General features: G+C 51.9%; 10 protein-coding genes. 8 read left to right on the plus strand and 2 right to left on the minus strand.

Features of this window, described 5'->3' with window-relative positions; all coding sequences use genetic code 11:
• Positions 1–52: 52 nt before the first annotated feature.
• The 8 genes from solJ to DD586_RS06890 all read left to right on the plus strand — a co-directional run bounded on the left by solJ (position 53) and on the right by DD586_RS06890 (position 22,214).
• On the plus strand, positions 53–772 hold the full coding sequence (gene solJ / locus DD586_RS21270; RefSeq protein ID WP_012884084.1) for a solanimycin biosynthesis MBL-fold hydrolase SolJ: 720 nt from the start codon (positions 53–55) through the stop codon (positions 770–772).
• A gap of 178 nt (positions 773–950) precedes the next feature.
• On the plus strand, positions 951–1,493 hold the full coding sequence (locus tag DD586_RS06860; RefSeq protein ID WP_012884085.1) for a MaoC family dehydratase: 543 nt from the start codon (positions 951–953) through the stop codon (positions 1,491–1,493).
• 100 nt (positions 1,494–1,593) lie between these two features.
• A complete protein-coding gene (gene solL / locus DD586_RS06865; protein WP_012884086.1) occupies positions 1,594–3,009 on the plus strand; it encodes a solanimycin export family MATE transporter SolL in 1,416 nt (471 codons plus the stop codon).
• 284 nt (positions 3,010–3,293) lie between these two features.
• Positions 3,294–4,145 (plus strand): hypothetical protein, encoded by an 852-nt coding sequence (locus tag DD586_RS06870; protein WP_157668886.1) that lies wholly within the window; start codon positions 3,294–3,296, stop codon positions 4,143–4,145.
• An 844-nt stretch (positions 4,146–4,989) separates the two neighbouring features.
• Entirely contained in the window at positions 4,990–5,706 is a 717-nt protein-coding gene (locus DD586_RS06875; protein WP_012884089.1) for a hypothetical protein, read from the plus strand.
• Between the two features lie 87 nt (positions 5,707–5,793).
• Positions 5,794–9,519, plus strand: coding sequence for a hypothetical protein (locus tag DD586_RS06880; protein WP_012884090.1), 3,726 nt, complete (start codon positions 5,794–5,796; stop codon positions 9,517–9,519).
• Entirely contained in the window at positions 9,512–21,244 is an 11,733-nt protein-coding gene (locus DD586_RS06885) for a LysM peptidoglycan-binding domain-containing protein (RefSeq protein WP_012884091.1), read from the plus strand. Before DD586_RS06880 ends, DD586_RS06885 begins: the two co-directional genes overlap by 8 nt.
• A gap of 442 nt (positions 21,245–21,686) precedes the next feature.
• Entirely contained in the window at positions 21,687–22,214 is a 528-nt protein-coding gene (locus DD586_RS06890; protein WP_267195267.1) for an FCD domain-containing protein, read from the plus strand.
• A 71-nt stretch (positions 22,215–22,285) separates the two neighbouring features.
• Here DD586_RS06890 and DD586_RS06895 read toward each other — a convergent pair whose 3' ends face one another.
• Entirely contained in the window at positions 22,286–23,491 is a 1,206-nt protein-coding gene (locus DD586_RS06895; RefSeq protein ID WP_012884093.1) for an alpha/beta hydrolase family protein, read from the minus strand.
• A 419-nt stretch (positions 23,492–23,910) separates the two neighbouring features.
• Complete coding sequence (locus DD586_RS06900) at positions 23,911–24,813, minus strand: LysR family transcriptional regulator (protein WP_012884094.1); 903 nt, start codon at positions 24,811–24,813, stop codon at positions 23,911–23,913.

The following is a 24,813-nucleotide window of genomic DNA, read 5'->3' on the forward strand; positions in this document are numbered from 1 at the left end:
TTGCGGAGCAACAAGGGATGGATTTTGCCATTGATGGTGTGGAGTAAGCGCTATGTGGTTGGAAAATAAGAGGCTGTCATCAGCGTATTCGATGTCATCAGCAGAGATTGCGGTAACGACGATAAAGGTGCGCCGCGGTCACTTTATTAATAACAACTATATGGTGCTTAATCGCTGCACTGGGCAGGCGTTGCTGGTTGATCCGGCATGGGAAATAGACCGGCTGGAAACCGCGCTGAGCACTGCCAATGCGCAACTGGCGGGAATATTGATAACCCATGCTCATCCTGACCATACTGATCTCGCCGGGTATCTGGCAGAGAAACATGGCTGCCCGGTATGGCTGTCACGCACGGAGGCGGAGTGTTCCGGTTTCACGACGCCTTCTGCACATTGTATTGATGAACAGGCCTGGCATGTCGCGGGGATGCTAGTTCGCCCGATAATGACGCCGGGTCATACGCCAGGGAGTGTGTGTTATTGGGTAGGCCAGCATCTCTTTACAGGGGACACATTGTTTATTGAAGGGTGCGGGCTGTGTGCCAGTCATGATGATGCGGCACACCTATTTTCGAGTCTTGAACGCCTGAAGGCTATTTTACCTGGAAAAGTTCGTATTTATCCTGGGCATAGTTATAGGTACCCACCTGGTTTAACGTTTGAAGAGATATTTCGTTATAACATTTATTTGTCTTTTGATAATCAGGAATCGTTTACAAATTTTCGTATGAGGAAAGGCCAAAATAGATCGGCATGGATGGCTTTTTCATAGAAAGGTAACACCCGATGTCGCTCGGATTTCATGAAGAAAAATATTCTGAAATCTGACGGCGATGGATAGATATCTCTTATTTTCACCGATGGTTGCTTATAGGGCGAGCAGTGTATGGGAATACGTCACTGTTAGCATGAAGCGGATATGTTCATGTCAGGAAGGGAGGCTCGTGAATATGCAAGATGAAAACTATTCAAGCGATTATGTCAATATGACAGGCACATACCCAATAGAGAGTGATATAGGGGATACGACGCTACCAAAGCTGTATATGGATGACCTTAAGGTCGGACAGGTTTTTTATAGTTCGGAGTATTATGTCAGCGCCGAAGAAATCACGGATTTTTCAACCCGGTATGATCCGCAACCTTTTCACATGGACGATAAACTGGCAAAAGAGTCTATCTTCAGGGGGCTGGCGGCGAGCGGCTGGCATACGGTGAGTATTACCATGAATCTGCTGGTGAAGTGTCTACCGCTGGCTCATGGCATCATCGGCAAAGGGGTGGAGAATATTACCTGGTTTCGGCCTACCCGGCCCGGTGATGTATTGCGAATAAAAGCAAAGATTACGGGTATCGATATTTCCCCCGGCAGGCCAGACAGAGCCATGATGAGTGTTCATATTTTTACAATAGGTCAGGACAATAAAATACGCCAGGAGTTAATCGGTAAACTGCTTATATTTAAGGGATGCACGGAATCGAAGGCGATGTAACATTCCACCGCAATGAAACAGTGTGATGAGAGAGTTCATCGTATTCACTGTTTACATCACGGTCGGTTTCCCATTACTACGGACATTAAGGGATCAACTCTTGTCACCTGAAATCGCTAATGAAAAACCAAATGCCTTATTACAAGGCTCGATATTACGCTCACTGGCAAAAATAGGTGTGCCGGTTATTTTTGCCAATCTTTTACAGTCAGGATACATCATGATTGATGCATTCTGGGTCGGGCGTTTGGGTGACAAAGCCGTGGCGGCGATATCGGTGAGTCAGCCCATCATCTTTCTGGCGTTTGCTTTAGGTATTGGGCTGAGTGTGGCGGGCACGACTCTGGTGGCACAGTGTATCGGCGCTCGCTTGTATCAACGAGCAAACGATATTGCCGCCCAGGTGTTTACGCTGTCGATACTGTTTTCCATACCTATTGCGGTGGCGGGGTATTTCCTCGCCCCCTGGATGTTACGCGCGCTGGGTGCGCAGAATGAGGTGTTCCCCTACGCGCTCAGTTTTTTGCGGGTCATCATCAGCGGCATCATATTTACCTTTGGTTTCTCCATGTTGCAGTCTTTGATGAGAGGCGCTGGCGAGGTGCGTATCCCATTGTTGATTACACTGGGTACGCTGATTCTCAACGCCATCATGGATCCGCTATTGATCTTCGGTTACGGCATTGTTCCTGCCTTTGGCGTAGCCGGGGCGGCGATCGCCACGTTGATTAATCAGGGCATTGCGATGATAGCGGGGCTACTGGTATTACGCTTTGGTCGTGTTGGCCTTAAGATCTATTTCCGTGCGATGAAACCCAAAATGGACATGGTGAAATCCGTCGCTCGTCTTGGCATGCCTGCGTCCATTGAACTCTGCGCGCACGCCCTGGGGGCGAGCGGCATGATGACACTGGTTACCGGGCTGGGCACCGACGTGACGGCCGCGTACGGCGTGGTGATTAATATTAATGCGCTGGTCATTGTGCCAGCGATAGGGATGTCAATCGCCACCGCGACGTTGGTAGGACAAAATGTCGGTGCCGGACAATCTGAACGTGCGCGGGCGATTGGTCGACTCAGTGGCGCGATTTCATTTCTGATACTGACTGTCATTGGCCTGATAGGTGTCGTATTTAGCCCTTATATTATCGGTACATTTGCCCCCGACCAGCCGATGGTGATTGCTCACGGAACGCATTTCTTCCACCTGATTGCCCCCAGTTATGGGCTAATTGGGTTGCAGATGGCGTTAAACGGCGCTTTTCGCGCAACAGGGCGAACCATGACGACAATGGCGCTGGCGTTGGTTTCTCAGTGGCTGATTCAAATCCCGCTGGCGTGGGGGTTATCCCACTATACGTCGCTTGGCGTGTCCGGTTTGTGGTGGGCATTTCCCATCACAAACCTGCTCATGGCGGGGCTGACGATAATGTTCTTTGAGCGAATTGACTGGCAACGCTCAACGTTAACGCATTCACTGGGTGCTTCTGCAGAGAAACAACCCGATACCGTCTGATAGCTAAAGAGCATACCGCGTGTCATGCCCGGCTGGTGTGAAAATACCGGCCGGGCTGATTTTTTGTGGCATTTAACACGATATTGGTGGATGACAATGAGAGTGAATAACAAAAACAGGTGAATAACAGAAGTGGGTGAACGATGAAAAGAGAACCGGGAATTTCTCGCAAGGTTTATCAACAGTTTTGAGCGTTGGTAAGCCAGGCACGAAAAGCATGCAATACTTACCTGATCAGTACTATCTGCCAATGGTTATAACCGGCGTACCTCAGGGAGAAAAAAGTGAAGCGGCGAGATTTTCTGGCAGGAAGTTTAGCAACGGTGGTGTCGTTGCCTTTTTATGTGCGATCTGAGAAGTGGGTAGCAGAGGCCGATTTAGTGTCGACAGCAGTGACACCGTCGCTAAATTCGCAACATGGTATTGAACCTACGGTATTATTAGCGGATTCAACGATAACACAGCAAGCGACAACGCTGAGTATTAATCTGGTCGCCGGTACCTTAGTTAATTTCAGTTATCACACTCTGACGGGAAATCAGCCTTCGCATTACCAGAATCAGGTTTTTCTCTGGCCAGTTTCTGATAATGAAATCCCCTGGAGCAGCCCGGCTATAGCACAGGGTGTCATTCTGCTCAATCAGCCCGATGGTGATCAAAATCTGGATAATATCGCTATCTCATCCGGTGCGTATATTCTTGGTTACGCGGTCGGGCCAGAGTATGCGCAAGATGCATGGTCGCGTTATCTAAACGTGGTGGCATCTGCGTATATTCCAGCGCTATTAAACGGAGGGTATCGTGATGATACGGAGTTGAACCGATGCAGTATTACGCCTGCATTCGTCGGCGTGAGTTCGATTGCTTGTAATTTTGCGTTTTTACCTGGTTTTAATGCCAAAGCGTCTGCTAGTTGGATCGGGTTATGGGAGGGAGAAACGGTGTCCTGGACGACCCCACCTAAATGGTTTAGCGCTATTACGGTAGATTCAAATACTGGCACCGTAGGAATCAACGAAATATCTATTGTCAGCGGGCAAAAATATACCCTGGCACTCTACACTAGCGGCTATGACATCCAGGCACAGCGGCTTGATCTTCAACGTCTTGCCTGCACGGCTACATTTTTAAATTGATCTGAAAAAATTAGCTCATTGAATGGTGATTATTTATTTGGTAAAAATCACTAATTATTTATCGAATAATGGTGAGTGGGTATTATTTTGTGGAGAGTAATTTCTCTTTGTGGAAAATGCTTTTGATGTTAATGAGTACGGTGTGACTGTGCTATCTGATAATAAAGCTGATTCTTCATGTAACTTATTTATTTTATTGGTTATGTCTTTTATACCCTTCATACTTCAAGTTGCAGGTGTGTTGGCTGCTCTCACTCACCCCAGTCACTTACTTGTGTAAGCTCCTGAGGATGAAATGAGAGACATCCTGTCTCTCACCGGAGGCCAGCCGTTGGCTGGTCAAATTCGTTCCCAACGAATTTGTCGCTCGATTGCCGCGTTACAAGGCTCTAACGAGCCTTGCCCTAAAGGGCCAACGCGTGGCGTTGTTCAACACGCCAGCGTGTTGTCCTGCAACTCGAATTATTTTGGGTATATAGAGCTGTTTTGTGATTTAAGAAAACTCAATAATATCAAAATTTTTTAGAGAGGTGCCGGTAGGAGAATAAAAAACGATTATTATAATAATTTCCATGCAATCTATTTTAATTGGAATGTTATTTTTACCTGTTGAGGGTGTTTTGTATTGTATTTTATTCTGTGTTCTGATGATAAACCTATGGTTGCCTCTTTTTTTTAATAACCGAAAAGCAACGGATGCAGATAGGCTATTTTAAGATCACCTCTGTGAAAAGTAAGTTTCCCTTACCTTTTTGGAGCATCATGTATGGATATGGATGATGCTGATATTTTATTGTCCTGACCATTACTGTCTGTATTATCGTATTGATATTAGGAGAGTATTATGTCTGTTGATAATGTCCTGAAGGTCGATCTCAGTATTGCCGCTACAGCGGATCAATATATTACTGTGACTACAGATTCTGACTCTGTGTCGGCGAATCAAATCAGTGTGGATTACAGCGGCCCTAACGCTAATCAACCAAGTACCTACGGCAATATTCTTTATATCTGGCAGTCAGGCGATGCTATTCCCTGGTCTGCGGATGCCCTCAATTCTGACGCTTTGGTTGCCAATACACCTTCCGGTTCGCAGTCTTTTGATGGTCTGGATGTCACGACGCTGTCGTATATTATCGGTTATGGTGTCGGCCCGCTCAATACATCCGGTGGTTGGTCAAAATACAATAACGTTGTCGCTTCCGTGTTTGTTCCCGCGATCGGTGGGGGGGATTTTGATGTGCAAAAATCCACCGTTGGTGTTAACAAGATGGGGTCGACCTCGCTAGTGGCACAAATAAATATGCTATCCGGCTTTAATCCCGCTGGTTCTAACACCTGGGTGGGAATATGGGAAGGGGTCGCTGCATCTTATAACCAGAAACCGAAATGGCGCGCACCCGCAACCAGTGCTAATGCCAGTAGCACCGTTTCTTTCAACAATATTTCGCTGACGCGTGGTACGACGTACACGCTGGGCTTATTCGCCTCTGGTTACTCCGCACAAGATACACAGTTAAAGCAGACTACGCTGGCTGCCACTCATACCTTCACCGTCTGATCCCGACTGACATACAGCAACGTTAATGCGGCCAAAGGAAATTTTTCCTTTGGCTTAAACCGTACACTCTTCGTCGGAGGAGGTTCAATGTCTTTTTTTGTACAGGCAGCCAGTTCTGCACTCTATCTTGCCAGCACTGATGGCGACAATACGGGGGCACTGGCCTTCGTGCTCGGCGTCAATGCGCCTGAGGCAGGAAAAGGGATTGAGCTCTTCGACGCACTGACCAATACCCGTCTGGCAGGCACGTTTATCTTCTGTCCGCAGGCGTTAAATTTTAACGATGATGCTGAGGTACAGCGCGCTTTCGTCACTGCCGTGCAGACTGTTGTTGCGCGTCAGGCCGCTTCACGCGGCATTCTCTGGATATCCACCGCTGATCCAACGGCGCTGGCACAGTCTGCCAGTCCCATCTGGTTAGGGTTGGCGGGGGATGGCACCTCCGTCGTATCCGGCCTGGCGAATGCCAATATCCTGCCAAGTATGGTGCTCACTATCCCGAATGGGATGAAAATTAGTCTTGCGGACGATGTGTTGACGCTTAGCAAAGGCAATGTGACGTTTACTGGCGCGTCGGCACCCAAAATGACTGCCGCCTCAGTCGCGACGTTGCCGTTTGCGGGGGCGAATCGTGGCTGCATCGCGTTTGAGACGGCAATCCAGCGAGCGTCGTTGTACAACAGTTGGTATTGGGGCTTTCATTTTCTTTTCACGAATAGTGCTGCATTCGATGGTTTGATTTCCGAGTGGTTGCCGCTGGCTGCATGGTCAGACGGAGCCACCGATATGTTGAATTTTACGGCCAATATCGACCCCGCTAACCCGCTCAATGCCATTGTGACGCTGCATAACCAGAATAGTAACCGTTCAGCATTGCTGTTTGGCGGCACGAATCGGGATGGTCGTCCCACCCGGTTAAATTCGTTCTATGTGACGGTATCGGGGGAGGGTGTCACACTGACGCCGGTGGTTGATACACAGGGCGGACGCTGCCAACCCGCAGGGTTAGTCTTTGCCATTGGGCACCGCCTGTCGGACAGTGTGACGGACTTTCATGCTGCGCCTTTTGGCGATTTTCTGATAAGTGCGCCACCCGGCCCGAACGGTGTGACCGCTGAAATACTGTGTGGACTTTCTGGCAGCGAGTTTATCTCAATCACGCCCGGTGACGCGGTAGACAGCGCTTCTCGCCTGCGTTTTGTCTCACAGCAAGGTGCCTATGCGCAGGCGTTTCCGCCACCTGCGGCTTCACCGACCGGCGCGCCGGGCAACAGTAACATTCTGCTTACCCAGGACTATGTGACGTCCTGGGCAACCGTACTGCCAGCGGTGGGGAAACAGAATACCTATGCAGCGCAGCCTGATGGTGCGGCGTTGTTTGGTTATGACGACTATGTCTGGCAGAAAAACCCGCTCATGTTAGGACATGTCGATCCCGGCTATGTGCTGCCCGATAACGGAACGGCGCCTTTCCCGCTTGTGCCCTATAGCGGCTTTTTGCCCGGCGATGGCATCAACCGCTTTAACCAGCAGCAGAGCCGACAGTTTGAAACGCTGATCATCGGGCCGACACGCCGCAAGGCTATCGGCAGCGCAGAGATGAGCCAGACGCTTTCAACGCGACAGCATACGGCTCGCCGTCCCTCTCTGGCGGCGCGGGCGACTGGGGGAACGGTCAATTTCACCACCCCATCAGGGGTGCTTGCCAGTGTGGCGAGCTCATCCTCAGACAGTGCCTGGGAGAAAATTTTACTGGGGCAGGTGGTGACGCCAGAGCCGGGCGAATTGGCTTTTACTCACCCCAGTGCGGAACTCCAGCAAGCGTTTCAGACTAATCAATTGTTTCTGGTGGTGGCCAACGCACAGCATTTAGTTCGCCAGGATGGTGTGTTCAGCAATCAGTTGAATATTGGTGGCTGGGTGGTTGAAGCGGATGTGGGGACGTCGCTCGACTATGGTGATTACACCAATGTGATGATTGTAAAAAATATTACCGGCCCCCTGTGGGACCCCAACGGCAATGTTGACGACAATCTGGTTGCCAGCCCGTCCAAATGGACTCAGGCAGACACCTTTGCCGCACCGACTATCGGACGTGACGATACACCGGATCTGCAACAGATGGTCAATCTGTCACAGTGGTTACAGGATTACTTTACGGCGGCGTTTGCGCAGGAAGATGCGGTGTTTTTTGGTGATTTCTGTCGTATTGCGGCTGATCCCAACTGGACTGGCATTCTGATATTACGCGCTAAAATTGCCACCGTACCGAATGATCTGGCGGGGATTACGGCGGGTATCCGCAATCCTGATCGATTCTACGCACATCACCTGGCGGTCCAAATCAGTCAGATTAAAAGTGAGCCGGCAGGTGCGGGGATTCTGATCGATAAGCAGAGCTCGGTGTATGGGTTGATTTACTACGTCGATAGCAGTTATGACACCAGCACTGAAGGGAGCCCGGTAACCCCGGCTTATGGGGAAGATTACGATTTTATTACCCTGACGTTGAAGGTCCTGTTTGAAAACACGGCGGTAAAACAGTTCTCCAGCTATACCCAACTGACGCTTAACAAGGTGTTCGACAGCTCGGTAACAGGGATGGGGGACGGGGGAAATCAGTACAACTCGATCATTATGTCGGGCACCTTCCAAAGTAATAATGGCCGGCCGACCTATGGCATGAAAACGCTCTACGACTATAGCTTCCTGTTCAATAATAACGTGTTGTGTGCGGTAGAGACCTTGTCCGCGTCCATGAATACTGTCTACGCCGACAGTATTCAAACTCAGATCCGTTTTGATTTGACCGGCTATATCAGCTTCCTGAAGCTGATTGCTGCTGATGACCACGAGGATGGAGATACTCATACCGACCAGGCAGATGAAGGGGACGGTACCCGGGTCGATTTTTACTCTTTCGGTCCAGAGGATAACATCTATACGCCACGCACTGGGCTGAACTACAGCAATCTGGGGCTGAATATGTCATTTGACACCAGAGCCCCGCGGGATCACCGACAGATAACGTTCGATAGCAGCCAACTCTCCTTTAACATGGCCGCCAGCGTCGCGCGTGTGGGGAGCCTGTATAACTCGCTTTCCATGGAACTGGTCGGGCTGGTGAGCGCCAGTGATGATGAGGTGACACCGGCTTCGCTCGGCTATCTGGATGTGGTCACCAATATCCGTATGGGGGGCGTGAGTGGTGCCTGGCACGGGTTACAGTTCAGACTCAACCTTGGTACAGCGGGCGATCTGGCGGGAAAGGCCGGACTGAATGCGTACCTTCTGCTGGCATGGTCGCCGGATAGTGAGGGAGAGTCCTATCGTACCGCTACCGGGTTGAAAATGCCGGGCACCAACAACGGTGCGCCGTTAATCAGCCTGCAAAGCGTGATTGCGCTATCTTACGGCACCATCCAACTGCTCTATACCGATAAACCGGGAGAGATGCTGCACCCCACGTCATTGAAGCCGTTAATCCCGCACACCAGTGATGATGGGCATACGACCTTCCGTTCTACCCAGCATGCGGTGACCACCGCTACGCGAAGCCGCGCTGATAGCGCAGGCAAACAGTTCATGCTGGTACTCAATGAGATAGCCATAAAATTCCTCGGTGTGTTGAAGATACCGCCTAATGGCAGTACTGCATTTTATCTGTTCGGCGACGCCGACAGCACGACCAGCGTTGCGGCACCAAAGACCGGTCTTGCCTGGTATGCCGTGTACAACAACGAGCCGAGAACCAAGGGCGACGAGCGCGTGCGCCCAGCTTTACTGACGAAGGGGAGTGCCGGTAATGAGTGAACAGATCCTGCCTTTACACCCAGATGACGTCGCATCAACGGGCGGTGGGGCACAGAATCTTGCGTCTTTAATCAATGCGTTTTCTGTATCGGCACAGTCCACCAACGGAGGTATCACCGCGCAGGGGCTCATCCGTTTGCAAACTTATCTGGCTGACACGCCCCTGCGTTACTTTGTCTATCGCTCTTCCGGGTTTGGCAATCAGGCCAATACGGTGAATTTGCTAAAACGCATGATCGTACTCGGCTTTACCAATCCCGTTGAGCTGATTTATGACGTCACCAATGGCAGCGAGGTCATCGACAAGCTGGCCGTGCTGCTGCCTGGGCTGGACCCGAAAAACCCACAGCCGTACCTGCTAAATGGCGTGACCATTACGTTCTTCCCCTACAAGGAAAAGCCGTCTGGTGGCGGCATGAATCGCTCGGTGAGCGGATTGAGCGGGCAGGTGCCGTTGTGTATTAACGGTGGGGCAGAGATAACCAGTATTACCAAACAGAATCTGGCGAGTGCGCTCCAGGTGGATTTTTACCTGCAACTCCAGCCTTACATGTGGGAAATCGTCAATAGCACGGATAATCCCATTAGCCTGATATTGCCCAAAGGGGCTGATAACTATATCGATTTGGCAAAGCAACCGAGTTTACAGGAGAGGGCGTTCTCCTATCGCGCTTTTGCGATGCAAACCCCTTTGGAGCCTGACTGGGCGCAGTTGCTACAGATCCCGAATATCAATAAAGAGGTGATTGGCAGGGCGAAGGCGGTGGTTGATCTGGTGATGGCGCAAAAAATACAAACGCTGCCCGTCTACGGTTTATACGATTCGGCCTGGGGTCGTAAACCGGTCATCGGTGGTGCGTCGGAGATGCCGTTTGAACTGGCGACGGCTTGTGCGCTGGCGCAAAAAACCGGTAACCCCTTTACGCAGCCGATAGTGATTATTTTGCTGAATCAATTGCAGCCTACCACCTTTCAGGCGCTGAAGAATTTTATTCCTGTTAACGCAGTTGCCCCCATAGCGGGCAATCCTGCCGAACTGGATCAGGATGATCGAATTGTTTACTACACACAGCGCTGGTGTATCAGCAAAGGCTTGTATCAACCCAATAACCAGTCACAACCGGCCAAGCCGGGGAATATCTACATTGAGCCCGATATTTCCAAGGATGACCTGAATGCACTGGTGGGACAGCTTGCCAATCATGGTGTGATTGTGATCAATCTGCCTGGCTTGCCACAAGATTTGTTTAACTATTTCTATGAGATCGCGGCGTTACCCTCAGTATTTGAAGGGCAGGGTACGGCTAATCTGGCACTCAATCTCGGTAAGCCTTTCTTTAAGCTCACCAAGGCGGGTATCAACCCTTATCCCAGCAGCTTTGGTAGCCCGCTTTTTGATACCACGTACTCCGCTAAGGCGATGCAGCAGCCCAGTACGCCTGACGTGCTGAGTAATACACTTTATCGTGCCACCTATGATCTGATCCAGATTGGTATCTATCAATTTAAAAACGGTTATAGCGCTGAAACCAGAATGCCGCCGGAAATGCTGGCGGACTTGTTGGTGGAGCAGGCAAAGGACTATGCGAAGAAAAACGGCAACTGGAAACTTTATTTTGAGGGGCTGAAGCGGTGGTTTAGCGATAGTGCTAACGACAAGCTTTTACAGGCGCTGGTATTTCTGGTGATGCGCGTCAATCCGAACAAGGTGCCCTCCAGCACGACACGGTGCCTGCAAGCGTTCGCCGCTGAGGGTGACGCGCAAACGCCACTCGAACAGCTCGATCAGCAACTACAAGATGCGACCTCGAAAGGCGTACTGAACCTGTTCCCGCGTGTCTTTTCTTCCGGCTCTTTTAATCAATTCATTACCGCTATTATTGGTGGCAACAGCTTTACTATTGGCTCCGCACAACAATCGGTTGTCATCGACTACCCGGAGGGTGGAGACAAGATCACCGTTACCGGGAGTACGCTTAATTTCCTCGGCCTGTCACTGAAGACTGTTATTGAATTCACCATGAACGCCGATGGCGAATCGATTGATACGACCTTCAATCTGGAACTCGGTGAGGTGAGTTTAAATGCGGTAGCGTGGTTTACACTCCATAGCGCGAAGGTTAACGCGACTATCCCCGGCAACGATGAACGGATTACCGGGGCGGTAGTTTGTGACATTAACGTCGGTGATAACCCGATTAATTTTACGATGGATTTTCCCTCCTCGGCGGAGGGGAAAATCGTGATTGACGGTGATCTTTCCGTCAATCCTCCCTCGCTGAATGATCTCTTCGCACTGCTTGGCGGCATCAACTTTATGCGAACATTACCGTCTGCGATCAACGGTGCGGGGAATATTGCATTACATCAATTGAAGTTTGGCTACGACTATGCGACTTCCGCCATTGATGTCTTCGAGTTATTACTGGTCAATAGCCAACCGTGGGAATTGTTCCCTAAGTTAACCTTGAACAATCTGCAGTTTACGATGGATATTGCCGAGCCCACCGGTTCGCGTCGTTGTAGTTGGCAAGCCAGCAGCCAGGTGGTGATCGGACCTGGCAGTATTGATGTTGCGGTGAGTTACCCCAATTTGACCGCCTCTGCCAGCCTGACGGAAGGCAGCGATCCGATTCCGCTTGGTGATTTAATCTTCTTTTTCCTCCCGCCTGAATACAGCATTAATCTGAATGCCGACCTCGGTAATTTTTCGATGACGGTTGTACCGAGTGAGAAGGGGGCGGAGTCCGTCTATAACATCAGCGCGGGTATCCAGCTCAATAGTTGGGATCTGTCACTGGGGGTGGCGACCTTTAGTCTGACCAATCTGTTCATCAATATTGAAGGCACGGGCGCTGAGGTCACCGGGACGCTGTCGGCAGATACGGTGTTGTTCTCTGAACAACCGGAGATAGCCGTGCAGATGAATGTCACGGCGACCTATGCGGGAGACGGTGCCTGGTCATTTGTCGGCCAGCAGGGTGACAGCGCCATCAAGGTAAAACAGATTATTCAGACCTACCTCGGCAGCGGCTGGTGGGTTGATGGCATGCCTAATCTGGATATTGCCGAACTGGTTGTTAAGGTGGAATCGGCAAAAACATCGGATAGTGAGGGCGATGAGAATAGCGCGACCTCCTATATGGTCGGGGGAACCATCACCGTATGGAATACCCCGCTTGGCGACGATTTTAAGTCGATCATCATGGGGCAATTCGGCTCGGGCTCCGCGCAAGAAAACGTGCAGGTACGGGCGGCGCTAGTGGGCAAGGCGCTGGTACCAGTGCTAAGCCGCAGTGGTGGTGTAGTACCGATGCAGCCCAAAACACTGTTGCTGACCGAGGCAGAGAATGCGAATTCAAGCTACGGTCATGTCTCTGCCCAGATTCTCTGGAACAATATCGACCTCACCGTTTTCTATGACTATGAGCAGGGTTATAACGCCTACGGTTTCTTCTGGGGACCGTTGTCAGCGCGCATTGACAGTAAGACCAACACCGCCACACTCAAATTCACTGATTCTACGTCGCTGGGTGCGATGGTAGAGACGTTTATCTCCTGGATGACAGGGTCTACCTTTGGTCTGGCTGCACCGTGGAATGTGATGAATAACATCACGTTGGCGAATTTTTCGCTGATCTGGAACTTCAGCGACAATTCGGTGAAGTTCCGTGTCGATATCGGCCCGTTAGATTTGATTTTCGCTAAAATCACCGGCTTCTCGCTGGAGTATCAGCCGAAAGGAGAGAACAAAGGGGTTCATGTCACTCTGGAGGGCGATTTTCTGTGGGAAATCAGCAGCGACAACCGGGCGTTAACCGACGATGGTGGGCTGACCTGGAATGCGGCGGATCCGTCTTCAACGCCGTCACCTCCCGGCAGTGGTAATAAGTATCTCGATTTGCGCTTGCTGGCGGCAGGGCAGCATGTTCAGGTCGCGGGCTTACAGCGTATTTCCTCTGTGCAGGAGGCTATCGATCTGCTGGCGGCGTTGCCGGTTCCTGATGGTAAAAGTGTGCCGCAGATTGGCTTTGATGCCGCCAATAACTGGTTGTTTGCCACCGATTTTGGCGTTCTGAAGATAGAGGACAAGAAAGGCGAAGGCAGCGAGAAGGACGACGCTGAGAATAGCTATGTCTTTACCCTGCAAGTCGTGTTTACGGACCCGACGCTTTACGCATTGCGTATTGCGCTTGAAGGTGAAGCGGCAAAGGTCTTTGCCGGTCTCGATTTCCAGATTATCTATCGCAAAATTAGCGATGGATTAGGGGTGTTTCAGGCCGAAATTACGCTGCCAACGCTGATGCGTCGCATCGATGTGGGCGCGGTTACCATTACACTGCCGACTTTCGGCGTTGAAGTGTATACCAACGGCGACTTTAAGTTTGATGTGGGTTTCCCTTGGAATCAGAATTTCGCCCGTTCCTTCTCGGTTGAGGCGATTATCCCCCCCGGGATCCCCGCACTTGGCTCCGGCGGCTTCTATTTTGGCAAGTTACCTGCGGTGGTGATTTCTCAACTGCCGCTGGCAACCAACGGTTTCTTTAACCCTAACCTGGTATTTGGCTTCGGTGCACAACTGGGTCTGGGTAAGTCGCTGGATGTCGGGATCCTGAAAGCGGGTTTTAGCCTGACCGTTTTCGGCATTCTTGAGGGAATTCTCGCCAAGTGGAACCCGTATGACGTGAGTAATACGGGCAGCAGTAATGCCATGACCCTACAGGGCCAGTACTATTTTCAGCTACAGGGTACCTTCGGTATCATCGGCCACCTCTACGGTTCCGTTGACTTTGTAATTATCAAAGCATCGGTTGATATCAATCTGAAGCTCTATGCGCAGATTACGCTGGCGTCCTATTCGCCCATTCCGATTAGTGTCTCAGTTGAAGTGAGTGTCAGTGCCAAAGCGGAGATCAATCTGGGGCTGTTTAAGATTTCCATCAGTTTCAGTTTTTCCACCCATATTCAGGAATCGTTTACGTTGGGGTATTTGCAACGGCCTGAAGATGCACCATGGCGAGTGACCATGAAGTCTGATGGCGGGCGTTTGCTATCGCAGCATTCGCAGCGTCGCTATTTGCGGGTCTTGAATGAAACAGCACAAAGCATTACGCCGCAGTGGAATCATCTGCTGGCTCGCACCAGTGGTGATAATGCGCTGGTTGGTTATCTCGGTTTTGCGCTCAGTATCGCCGGGGATAATGCCTTTAACAGTGTTCCGGCTGATATCAGCAAGCAGTTTCCTTGTTATGTTGCCAGTCTATTTATTGATGCCCCTGGGGCGGCAACCGGTGATAGCAGTGACAATCTGCTGCGCGCGGCTGGCAACGCACAGGACACCTCGTTTGAAAAAATAGCCAAGATGGTAGCGCGTTGGGCGGTGGCGGCAATCCAGCCTGCAGCGCTGACGCCAGAGCAGGTTGATGCGGCGATCGTGACCGATGAAGCGCTGGAAGCGCTGATCAACTACCTGAGTGATGCGGAAAATGTCCCTATGCCACTTAGCGTTGCGGACATCGAACAGTTTATGGATAACCAGTTCCGTCTGACGGTCAGCCTGCCGCCTGATGTGGCAGGTAATGTCGACGCGGCCTATTTCCCAATGGCGGTTAACTTAAATATCGCGATGCCGGGTTGGGGCGGGCAGCCTGACATCGACTACACGTTTGCCGGGTACAATAGTGTCAGTGATGACTTTGTTACTTTCCTGAGAGAATATTTTGACCAATTGGCGGTACAGGTAGAACAGGAGAGCGGTAAAGCTGGCCTGAAGACGTTCACCGCCTATCGTAATAATGCGCTGTCGGTGGCTTCCTTTATCTTCAGCGACTACTTTGTGCTGATAATGCGCCAGATGCTGCAGGCCATGCGGGATGGCTTGCGTGATTTTACTTATCCACTGGCTGTCGGCGAGTGTGGCAACGGTATTGTTAACTGGGTGAATACCACGGGGCAATTGGTTGCTGCAGGCACACCGTTCTCTCTTTACGATCTGTTTAAAGGAAATGAATCGCATCCACTGAGCGTGGGGAAAACACTGCAACTGCCGCTGGTCAGCTATGTGTTGTCAGCAACGGATAGCTTCACTTCGGTGGCGGCACAGCACCAGTATGGTGGGGCCTTTGACGCGGCGGCGCTGGCGACCAACAATGCCGATGTTGCCGGTATTCTGCTTTCCGGGGCGACGGTGACCTATTCGGGGACACCGTATGTGATTTCCGGTTCGGAAACGCTGACATCGCTGGCAGCACGGATCGGTACCGGCGTTTCTCTGGCGCAATTGTTTGCCAACAGCGATGTTCTGACACTAAGCCATCTCTTCCAGGACAGCGCGACACTGACCGTGCCGCCGTTTGGTTATACCATCAAGTCGGATGATACATTACTGAACGTTGCGACAGCGTATGGTATTACGGTTGGTGATTTGGCTGGGGTAGATAGAGAGACAGTCAACAGCCCCATCGCGACACGTAACGGTGATATTACCGACTTGTTTGTCGCTCAGGACGAGAATCAACAACCATTGATGCTCAATGTGGTGGCCTTGCCGCAATTCCAGGTTGCCGCGTTGCTGGCCGAAGCGCAGCGGGTGAATGCGATCAACCATTTGAGCGGTATGGCGTCACGTTACTACTTCCATGGGTTGCGCCTGCCGACCGACAAGATTACGCCGAACAAGCCCGGAATGTGGGTGACGAAGAACGCGCAGACCGGGGCGCTGAGCCTGCCGGACTACGCTGGTTTGTTTGCCCTGACGGGGCAACAGTTGCCGCTGAGTACGCTACCTGACACACCGTTAACGATCACCCTGAGTAAAGGCGGTGCCATTGACTGGCTTGCCTTCGCTAATGATGTTTCCGCGTTAACGTTTACCGTTACGCCACCGGATAAGCAGCAAACGCAAGGAGATAGTAATTATCAGCGTATTGTCGCATTAAACACCTATGCGACGACGACGATCCTTCCTGCCGGGCCAGAGGCGATTGATGCCTGGGTGACCGTGGAAGATGAACCTGCTCGCTATCCACTCTCGAATGGTATTGGCTGGCAAAGTCGTCATCCGATTATTTTCCCCTCGGGTGCCGTCGGCACGCAGACGCGAATCTGGCCATTGCCGGATGCTATGCTGGCGTTAACCAGCCTGGGTGACCCCGACACAGAAGACCTCCAGACAGGCAATAGCCCTAATTTTGACCTTGAAGCGGTACGAATGAACGTCGCTACCGGGAAAGCGGAAGATACGCCGGTAGAGCGTGTCGCCTGGGCTTCTAGCGTAGAATTTACCGTGAAGAAGCTGTCGGCAGGTAGCACCACAACCAGTAGCGCCAGTGACTGTACTTATGAGGTGATGGGGGCCAGCGCCAGCGATGCGTTGATCCTTGAGCGCATGGTGCAGTATGTACACGACGATAGCGAATATGCCTCGATGGTCGTAGGTTATCAGTCCGCCAGCAGCAGTAGTGGCGTGACCTTCTCTGCGGATACCGGTGCAGGGGTTGTCTTTGGGATTTCGCAAACGAACCTGTCCACCGTCACACGGCCACCCGCTGGATTTTTGCTGGCGGCGCGTTTGAGCGCAGAAGATGACACCAACAGCAACCTGCTGAACAAGCCGACGGAACTGGTACGCCTGCTGTGGGAAGCCAGCATTACACGTGCTGGCGGCTTCTTCCTGTATTACTTCGATGCGGATAGCGGGGCGGGGTTGCCGGATGCCGCGTTTAACGATAAAGGCGAAGCAACGATTAATCTGATCGCGATGTATGCGCCTCAGCCACGTTTACAGTCTTATATGAATGCGGTCGTGACTGGCGATGCGATGGATATTTCCAGTTCAACGCTGGTGGCGAAGGCGCGTTCACAATCCGTTAGCCACGTCGTGACGGCAGGCGATAGCCTGGCGGCGGTGGTATCGCGTTATTTCAGTAATCTGGTATCGCTGGTGGATAATACGCTGGCTGCCGGGGGGACCTTTGCGTTAACGACAGGTGGGCAACTGGCGGTAAATAATGGTCTGTATCGCGTGCCTGTCGATGGCAGCGCACCGGGCGGGCAATTAAGTGCGATCGCCAACTGGTTCAATATGGATACCGCGGCGATTAAATCGGCAAATCCGCGAATTACCGATACCCAGTGGAAAAACGGTCTTGCGCGCGGCGTAGCCATCCGTCTGCCAGCGGTAAGGATTACCGTAGGCAGTGCACCGGGTGGCACGACGCTGGTATCGATTGCCGCCTGGTATGGTACGAGCGTCATGGTGCTGGCAGGACAGAATGCGACGACCGTTTCCCTGCTTAGCACAGGTCAAACCTTGACGTTGATGAGCGGTCCGTTATCGCAGTCCGCCACGGAGATCCCTGGCGTGCAGCCGATTCTGGCGACCCGCACCGGGTTGCCCGATATTCCCGCCAAACCGACTGACCCCCAGTTTGCGGCAGATTTCTTGCTGAATAACTTTACGCTACTGGCGTATCAGGTTGAGGCGAATGCGGATTTCAACGCCAGCAATGTGGGATTACCGTTGGGGCCGCAGTCTGATGACGCGGCCAGTGGTGACGGCAAGGTCCGTGTTGTTCGCACGTTAACCCGCGAAGATGCGTTGACGTACTCGACGTCGGTGCCGTATACCCAATTTGTGCAAGGCAGCCTCAATCCAGGTAATCCATATAGTGCTAATGGTCGTATTATACAAATTAGCTACGAATGGAATGATCTCTACGGTAATCGAATGGTATCCACACTGGATGATAATGACAGCGCCGTAGGGGCGAATAACAATACACCGGCGTTGACAGGGTATACCGATAATCTGATGACGATAGCGCAGTGGCCTTCCATTTCCACCAGTTGGTCGGTCGCAAACACGGTACCGGCGGGTGAGCGCTTTCTGATTCAACTGACCAGCGCCTTCGATCCCAGTGCGTTTAATCCGAGTCAGGATGATGTGGCTAATGCCTGGCAGTCGCGTGCCTATTCGTCTTTACAGACGTTGAATGCAATCCTGTATCAGCTTGATGACCCTAATGGTATTGCGCTGTTTATCGACAGTACATTAGTGGCGCAGAGTATGCAGATTGACTCGAAACAGATAGGCGTAGGCGATCAGTACGGCGCTACAGACACGCTGACGGGGTGGCTGGTGACTATTCAGACATTCCTTGCCGCAAGGGCCCAGGGGGATACCCACTTACCCGATCCAACGCCGCTGAGTTTTATGTTGTCTGTGAGTGCAGCGAAGGTGACCTTGAACCCGGCGAGCGTGTTCCCACTGACGCTGAGTGTCACCCTTAAACGCACGGGCGGTATTGCTGAAGGAGATTTTGCAGCGGTTAACGAAACGCTGGCGGTGACGTCGGCTATTTCGGCAAAAACCGATGCCGGGACGCAGGATCTGTCTGCTGGCAGTCATCAAAATATCTTGCAGAGCTTTGCCCGAGATATTGATGAAACGCTTTCTGAGAATGGCAAGTTTGCGCTGGTGATTGCGCAGGGTACCGATCGCTACCTTCCCACGGCAGGCATTGACCCGTCAGCGGTATGGGGCATGCGCATCGCCGTGAACCATTCCGGTAACGGCATTGCGTGGCAGACAAACGATGTTGGGCAACCAGAGCTGTTTGCGCCAGAGCCGGTATCCAACACGCTTGTGACACGAGACGCACAAGTCTGGCCATATAGCAAACTGACGGACTTCGATCCGAAGACCAACCGTTTCACGACTACCGCCGTTAATCAAACCTGGTCCGGTACGGATGTAGACAGTTGGCTGTCCAGCTTCTTTAGCTTCTTCGATACGCTGTTCTCGCCAGAATTTACTTCGTCGATTCTGGTCATTGACGCGAAAGCGACCAATAAACCCATTGGCGTAGAGAGCTTTATGACGGAACTGGCCAAACAGAAGGAGATATTGGCACAGGCCGCGTCAGAACTGATGGGGCCCATCTATGCTGGGCAGAGCAGTACCCGGCTGGCCTCCGCCCGTCAGGAGCTGCTACAGAGCTTGTTGGTGAAACTGTCCAATCTGTATACCGTGCGAGCGGCGGTCTCGTTTGGCGCGACGGTCAGTGCCGATATTCCGCAGCGTGTCGGAGAACAGAGCCCGCAGTTGTTCGGCAACCTGACCTGGAACACGGACAGCGAAGCACTCCAGAGTCTGGTCACCTTGACATCGCCCAAAATGCCGCTGGTGACGGGCGATAATCAGCCCATCACCTTCCTGTTGTCCTCTGCGGGTAACATCAAGGTAAATGGCGAAGTGGTACAGAGCGTGACGCTGGATCTCGCATGGGCGGGGGCCGCCATTGAGCATCAGGTGTCGGCGATACCGGGGATCGAGGGGTATCTGGCGTCCAGTTGGCTTTCTCCCATTTGGACTGATAACAACAGTATGTTGAGTGGTAATTTGGGCCGTTTCACCGTGCCATTGCTGTTGCGTGACTTCCCGGCGACGCCACGCATGATGACGCAAAACGGCATGGCGACCAACACGCAAGCCAGCGAGCTGAATCAGCTAACGCAGTGGAATTACAGCTATACCTACAGCACCGATTTCCATTTTGAGCAGGATCGTATCTATAACGAAGTCTCTTATAATCTGCGGGACAACGACGCATTGCGTCTGGCCAGTTATATGGACGCCTTCCAGGGGCTGGCGCAGTTTATGAGCAGCCAGAAGACGCTGACACAGCTACTCGGCCAGACAGTGCCACTGATTGATGCACGCACCACCGATCAGCAAAAAATTAACGATGCGTCTCTGGCATTAGGCGCGTATCTGAAGATCGTCACGGATATTGCGGCGCAGGCAAGCGCTGGTGGAATGCGTATAGCGCCTGCTGCCGCACCACAACTGACGGGGGCAACATGGCACTTCTGGATTGCTGAAGAAACCCACATCGTCACCATTGATAAGGTGGATCAAGCTGTGTGGGTGGTCACACTAAACTCGACTGATGGTGCGCCAACCGGCATGGAGACCGAGCCCGTCGTGCAGATAGAAGGTTATACGGCAGTGCCGATTGACGCTATGAGTCATCCCGACCGTGGTCTCTATGCCTGGTATTACCTTGACAGTAACCAGCAGCCACTGACGGCGGAAGTGGCGCAAGGTATTGCGGCAAGAACGGTGCTGTCGCCTGGGATGCAAATCCTGGAACGGCAGGATGCTATCTCGACGGTATATCTGACGCGTAATGAAGACATTGACGGCGTCATCAGTCAGCCGTTTGTTTTCACCACGCCGACAGTGTCGTTTGGTAATCCACTGCATCCAACATTGCGCGCGGACCGGCCAGTTAATATTGCCACCTTGGATTCGCCAGATGGAAGCCCGATAACCCGGACGCTTGAGCAGCATCTTAGCGCGTTGTTTAACGCATTGTTTGATTCGAACGTCAGTGGTGACAGTACTATCCAGATCAATAGCACCTGGATTTACCGTCTCACCACTGAACTTTCCGGGATGTCGGTCCCATTGCCTGTGGCGATAATGCCACCGTTGCCGGTCAATATTGACGGAAAAGGGGTGAGTCCTCTCCCCCTCAATGAGATGGTATCGACCTTGAGTACGACGATCACCGACTGGCAGCAGACGTATAAACCGTCAACGTTGCAGGCAACACTGACATTTGACATCACCATTATGTCAGACCTGACGGTGAATCCGATGCCGCTACTTAACCTTTCTGCGCTATACCTGCCGGTGCAGTACATCACACCGGCATGATGCGTGGTTTGACCTTGAAGCGCAGAATGTGGGAGATAAACCATGGACTATCTGTGAATAAGATATCAGGGGGGCATGCGGGAAAAGCCTGGAGATGTCACTGTACAGCGTGACACGTTTTTTATGCCTTTACTGACGCCTGATGAGCGTTATCAGGCGTTTTGTATTGCTGTATCAGAGGGTGATGGGCTGTCAACGGGGGAACAGTTGGTCACAAGGCGACCTGTTCTATCAGGAACCCGTAGCCCGACCGCCAGCGATGCCTGACGTGCCGACATCGTGCAAGTAAATCAGTCAATGAGCGCCATGGAGCGATGATTGACCGTTTCAGGCGCGCGCGGAGAAGGGGGAATATTTAACCTGTCGACCGGGATGATTCACCGGTCGTGACATTGTCTTCAGCGGCTGACGTTCTGGTGCGATTAGGGAAGCGTTGTCACGCTTGACCTCTGAGAATCTGGTTATTGCCGAACCCCAAAAGGGGTTTCGCGTTACGCCTGTTTCTCTCAAGGATTTGCTTGACCTTACCGCCACGCGCAAGCTGATCGAAGGGGAGTGTCTGAGTGAGTCAGTGATGCATGGGGATGTAAAATGGGAAAACGAGCTCATTTCTGCGTTTCACATGCTGGCACGTTACGGTAGCAGTGAAGGTGAAACGTTGGGCAGCGAGGAGTGGAACCATCGGCATAATCGTTTCCACATTGCATTGAGCGCTGCATGTCCAAATGCGTGGTTGCTGCGACTGCAGCGAAAGCTATTTGAACAAAATGAGCGATATCGGATGCTCTCGGTCAACCTCACCGCTGGAGTGCGAGATCTGAACGCCGAGCACAAAGCGCTGATGGACGCGGCACTGGACAAAGATACCAAACGTATCAAAGAACTGATGAATCACCACATACAGCAGACGGCGGATGCACTGATCGGTTTATTTGATAGCAATGGCTCATTGGCTGCATTGCCAGATTGAATAGCACCGTCGTACCACCCACAGGGAACACAGCCTGAAATTCACTGTGGGGCTTAAACCCGGTGTATCTGTTAGTTACTGCCGTTCCCGGCGGGTCTTTCGGCCACTACCTGATTATTGATGGCATACACGGCGCACCTGGCGGCACCTGGGCTTTGCCATTTTCGGCAGTTCTTCAGTGCCAGTTGCACGGCGTTCTGTGTATTTCGCATACTGTACGCGGTTCCCCAGCTACCATCAGGGTCAGTTGCAAAGGCTTTTTCGTAACGCTGGCTCGCTTCGTAAAAGCTGAATTCCTTCCGTCCGGCGGCATTCAACTGGGCAGGATAGGGCAGATGGGTTTTGGGCAGTGCGGCAACCTCTCTGAATGGAAGATGGTGTTGCTCCAGAAACCCGGCTACTTGCTGCCACCAGAAATTCTCCGGCGCATCTTCCATAAAGGTGTGCCCGTTATTTTCGAACGGGGGCATCAGTATGAATGCTGCGTTACCTCCACCACGTTGATACGCATTCAGCATCTCTCTGGCTATGGCCGGTGAGAACGCCTTGTCATTCTCGGTGTAAAGCCAGAGTGTAGGGAGACGTGCCGTCCGCCCATACAGTTCGAATGCCTTTAATAGTCCGGCTTTGTCACAAAAGGACTTTCCATCGGTTCCATCAATTGCGCCTCTTCCCCCGTCAAAATTAATAACGGCCTGTACCCCTGCCGGATTGACCGCGCTGGTCGCCATGACCGCGAAGCCGCCAGAAGACATGCCCGCAAGGATTGCCTGATTTTCTGACGCCCAGGGCTGGCGGCGGATCGCATCAAGTGCCGCCGTGATATTATTTTTATCTATTTCTCCTGCCCGCTCATGCCGGGGCTCATCGCAGGAACTCCCGTCATACTCCGCTGGTCCGCTTGATTGCCCATATCCCTGACGGAGAACGGCGACGGCCGCGTAGCCGTGCCGCGCAAACGCAATAGCCGTGGACGAAAACTCGGCTGGTGCCGCTGTCATGCGGTCATATTCCTCGGAGAACGCACTGCCATTTGTTATCAGCACGATGGGCAGTCGGCCGGTAGTGACGGGACGGGTCACGAACGCATCCAGTGTCGCGGGTTCGCCGTTAGCCAGTGTTACTTGCAGCAAAAGCGGTTCTCTTATCAGTCCGGCAAGCTGTTGCCGATTGTCTGATGTGGTAGATGTCGATGCGGCATGTGCCGAAGCGGTAACGGCAAGGAACATGAAAGAGAGCAATCTTATTCTGAGCCTGGCCATGAAGATCTGTTGCATTGGCTGAAATCCTTATGGTGAAGGTGTAGTGCACCGGTATTCAAAATGGATTGATTATGGCTAATGACGGCTTCTGGTATAGCGACATTTATTAATTAACACGGTACGTTTATATTAATGGCAGTGATTATCTTCATCCTTACCATTCAGGTGAGTCAGAGCTCAAAAGCTCAGTGAATGGTGCCTTGCTTTGTTCATGTATCACCCTTTTACATTTCATCATCAAAGGGGCAATGTATCCGGTGTGCGTGCTCAGAATTGTACCTGTAGCCTGACTTGCCGGTATTTTTACCGGCAAGCGTATTACGCGTTTGAATAACCGAACGCTGACCTCAATGGCAGCATTGCTGCGTGTGGTGTCGCGCCAGAATCAAACATTATTCACAGTGCAGTGGTTGTTATTGCCGGAGGCCGGTAATTTAAGAATACTTAAGCATATGATCCAGAAAAGCACGTACCGCAGGATTGGATCGACGGCTTTCATGCCAAACAGCCGAAATATTGCGACGCTCCACCGCAAAATCTGCGAGTACGGGAACTAATTTTTTATCCCTTACCAGAGACGTGGCCATAAAATCCGAAGCCATGCCTATTCCGGCCCCGGCAGCCATTGCCGCGATGACTGCTTCACTTGCATCAACAATCACTGTTGACGGCGGTACTATTTCAACCTCCCGCTCTCCGATGCGGAACGGCCAGCGAAAAAGTTGCCCCGTATTTTGGTAACGCAGATTAATCGTTTTATGCCCGATGAGGTCATTGGGGTGTGTCGGAAGGGGGCTATGGGCTAAATATTCAGGCGAGGCATAACAACCTATCTGATACGGCGGGAGGCGACGTGACAGCAGATTGGAGTCCGCGAGATCGCCTATCCGGACAGCAATATCAATATTCTCATCAACGATGCTTACCACTCGGTCGCTCAAGCGTAAATCAATCGTCACTTTTGGATGAAGTGCGCAAAATTCGGCAAGCACCGGCGCAATCATATGGATACCCACCGGTAATGATGCCGCAATGCGTAACATCCCTGCGGGCTCGGCGCTCGAGCGCTTCGCTATCTGCTCTATCTCCTCGGCATCCCGTAGCAACTGCAAAGCCCGTTCGTGCAGTTCACGCCCTGCGGCAGTCAATACGAGCGAGCGTGTTGTTCTGGTGAATAAGGTGACGCCGAGATGCTTCTCCAGCCGTTGAATACTTTTACTGATGGCTGAAGGCGAAACGGAAAGCGAGCGGGCAGCGGCAGTATAGCTACCTAAAGCGCCTGCACGTGCGAATGCAATGAGACCCGTGAGTCTTTCAAAACCAATTTGTTCCTTCAT

Origin of the sequence: Dickeya parazeae Ech586 (assembly GCF_000025065.1) — a bacterium.
Lineage (GTDB): Bacteria > Pseudomonadota > Gammaproteobacteria > Enterobacterales > Enterobacteriaceae > Dickeya > Dickeya zeae.

Excerpts from the sequence above, each read along its gene's own strand:
- DD586_RS06900 (WP_012884094.1), bottom strand. The coding sequence starts at position 24,813 with ATGAAGGAACAAATTGGTTTTGAAAGACTCACGGGTCTCATTGCATTC.
- DD586_RS06875 (WP_012884089.1), top strand. The coding sequence starts at position 4,990 with ATGTCTGTTGATAATGTCCTGAAGGTCGATCTCAGTATTGCCGCTACA.
- solJ (WP_012884084.1), top strand. The coding sequence starts at position 53 with ATGTGGTTGGAAAATAAGAGGCTGTCATCAGCGTATTCGATGTCATCA.
- DD586_RS06860 (WP_012884085.1), top strand. The coding sequence starts at position 951 with ATGCAAGATGAAAACTATTCAAGCGATTATGTCAATATGACAGGCACA.
- DD586_RS06895 (WP_012884093.1), bottom strand. The coding sequence starts at position 23,491 with ATGCAACAGATCTTCATGGCCAGGCTCAGAATAAGATTGCTCTCTTTC.
- DD586_RS06885 (WP_012884091.1), top strand. The coding sequence starts at position 9,512 with ATGAGTGAACAGATCCTGCCTTTACACCCAGATGACGTCGCATCAACG.
- DD586_RS06880 (WP_012884090.1), top strand. The coding sequence starts at position 5,794 with ATGTCTTTTTTTGTACAGGCAGCCAGTTCTGCACTCTATCTTGCCAGC.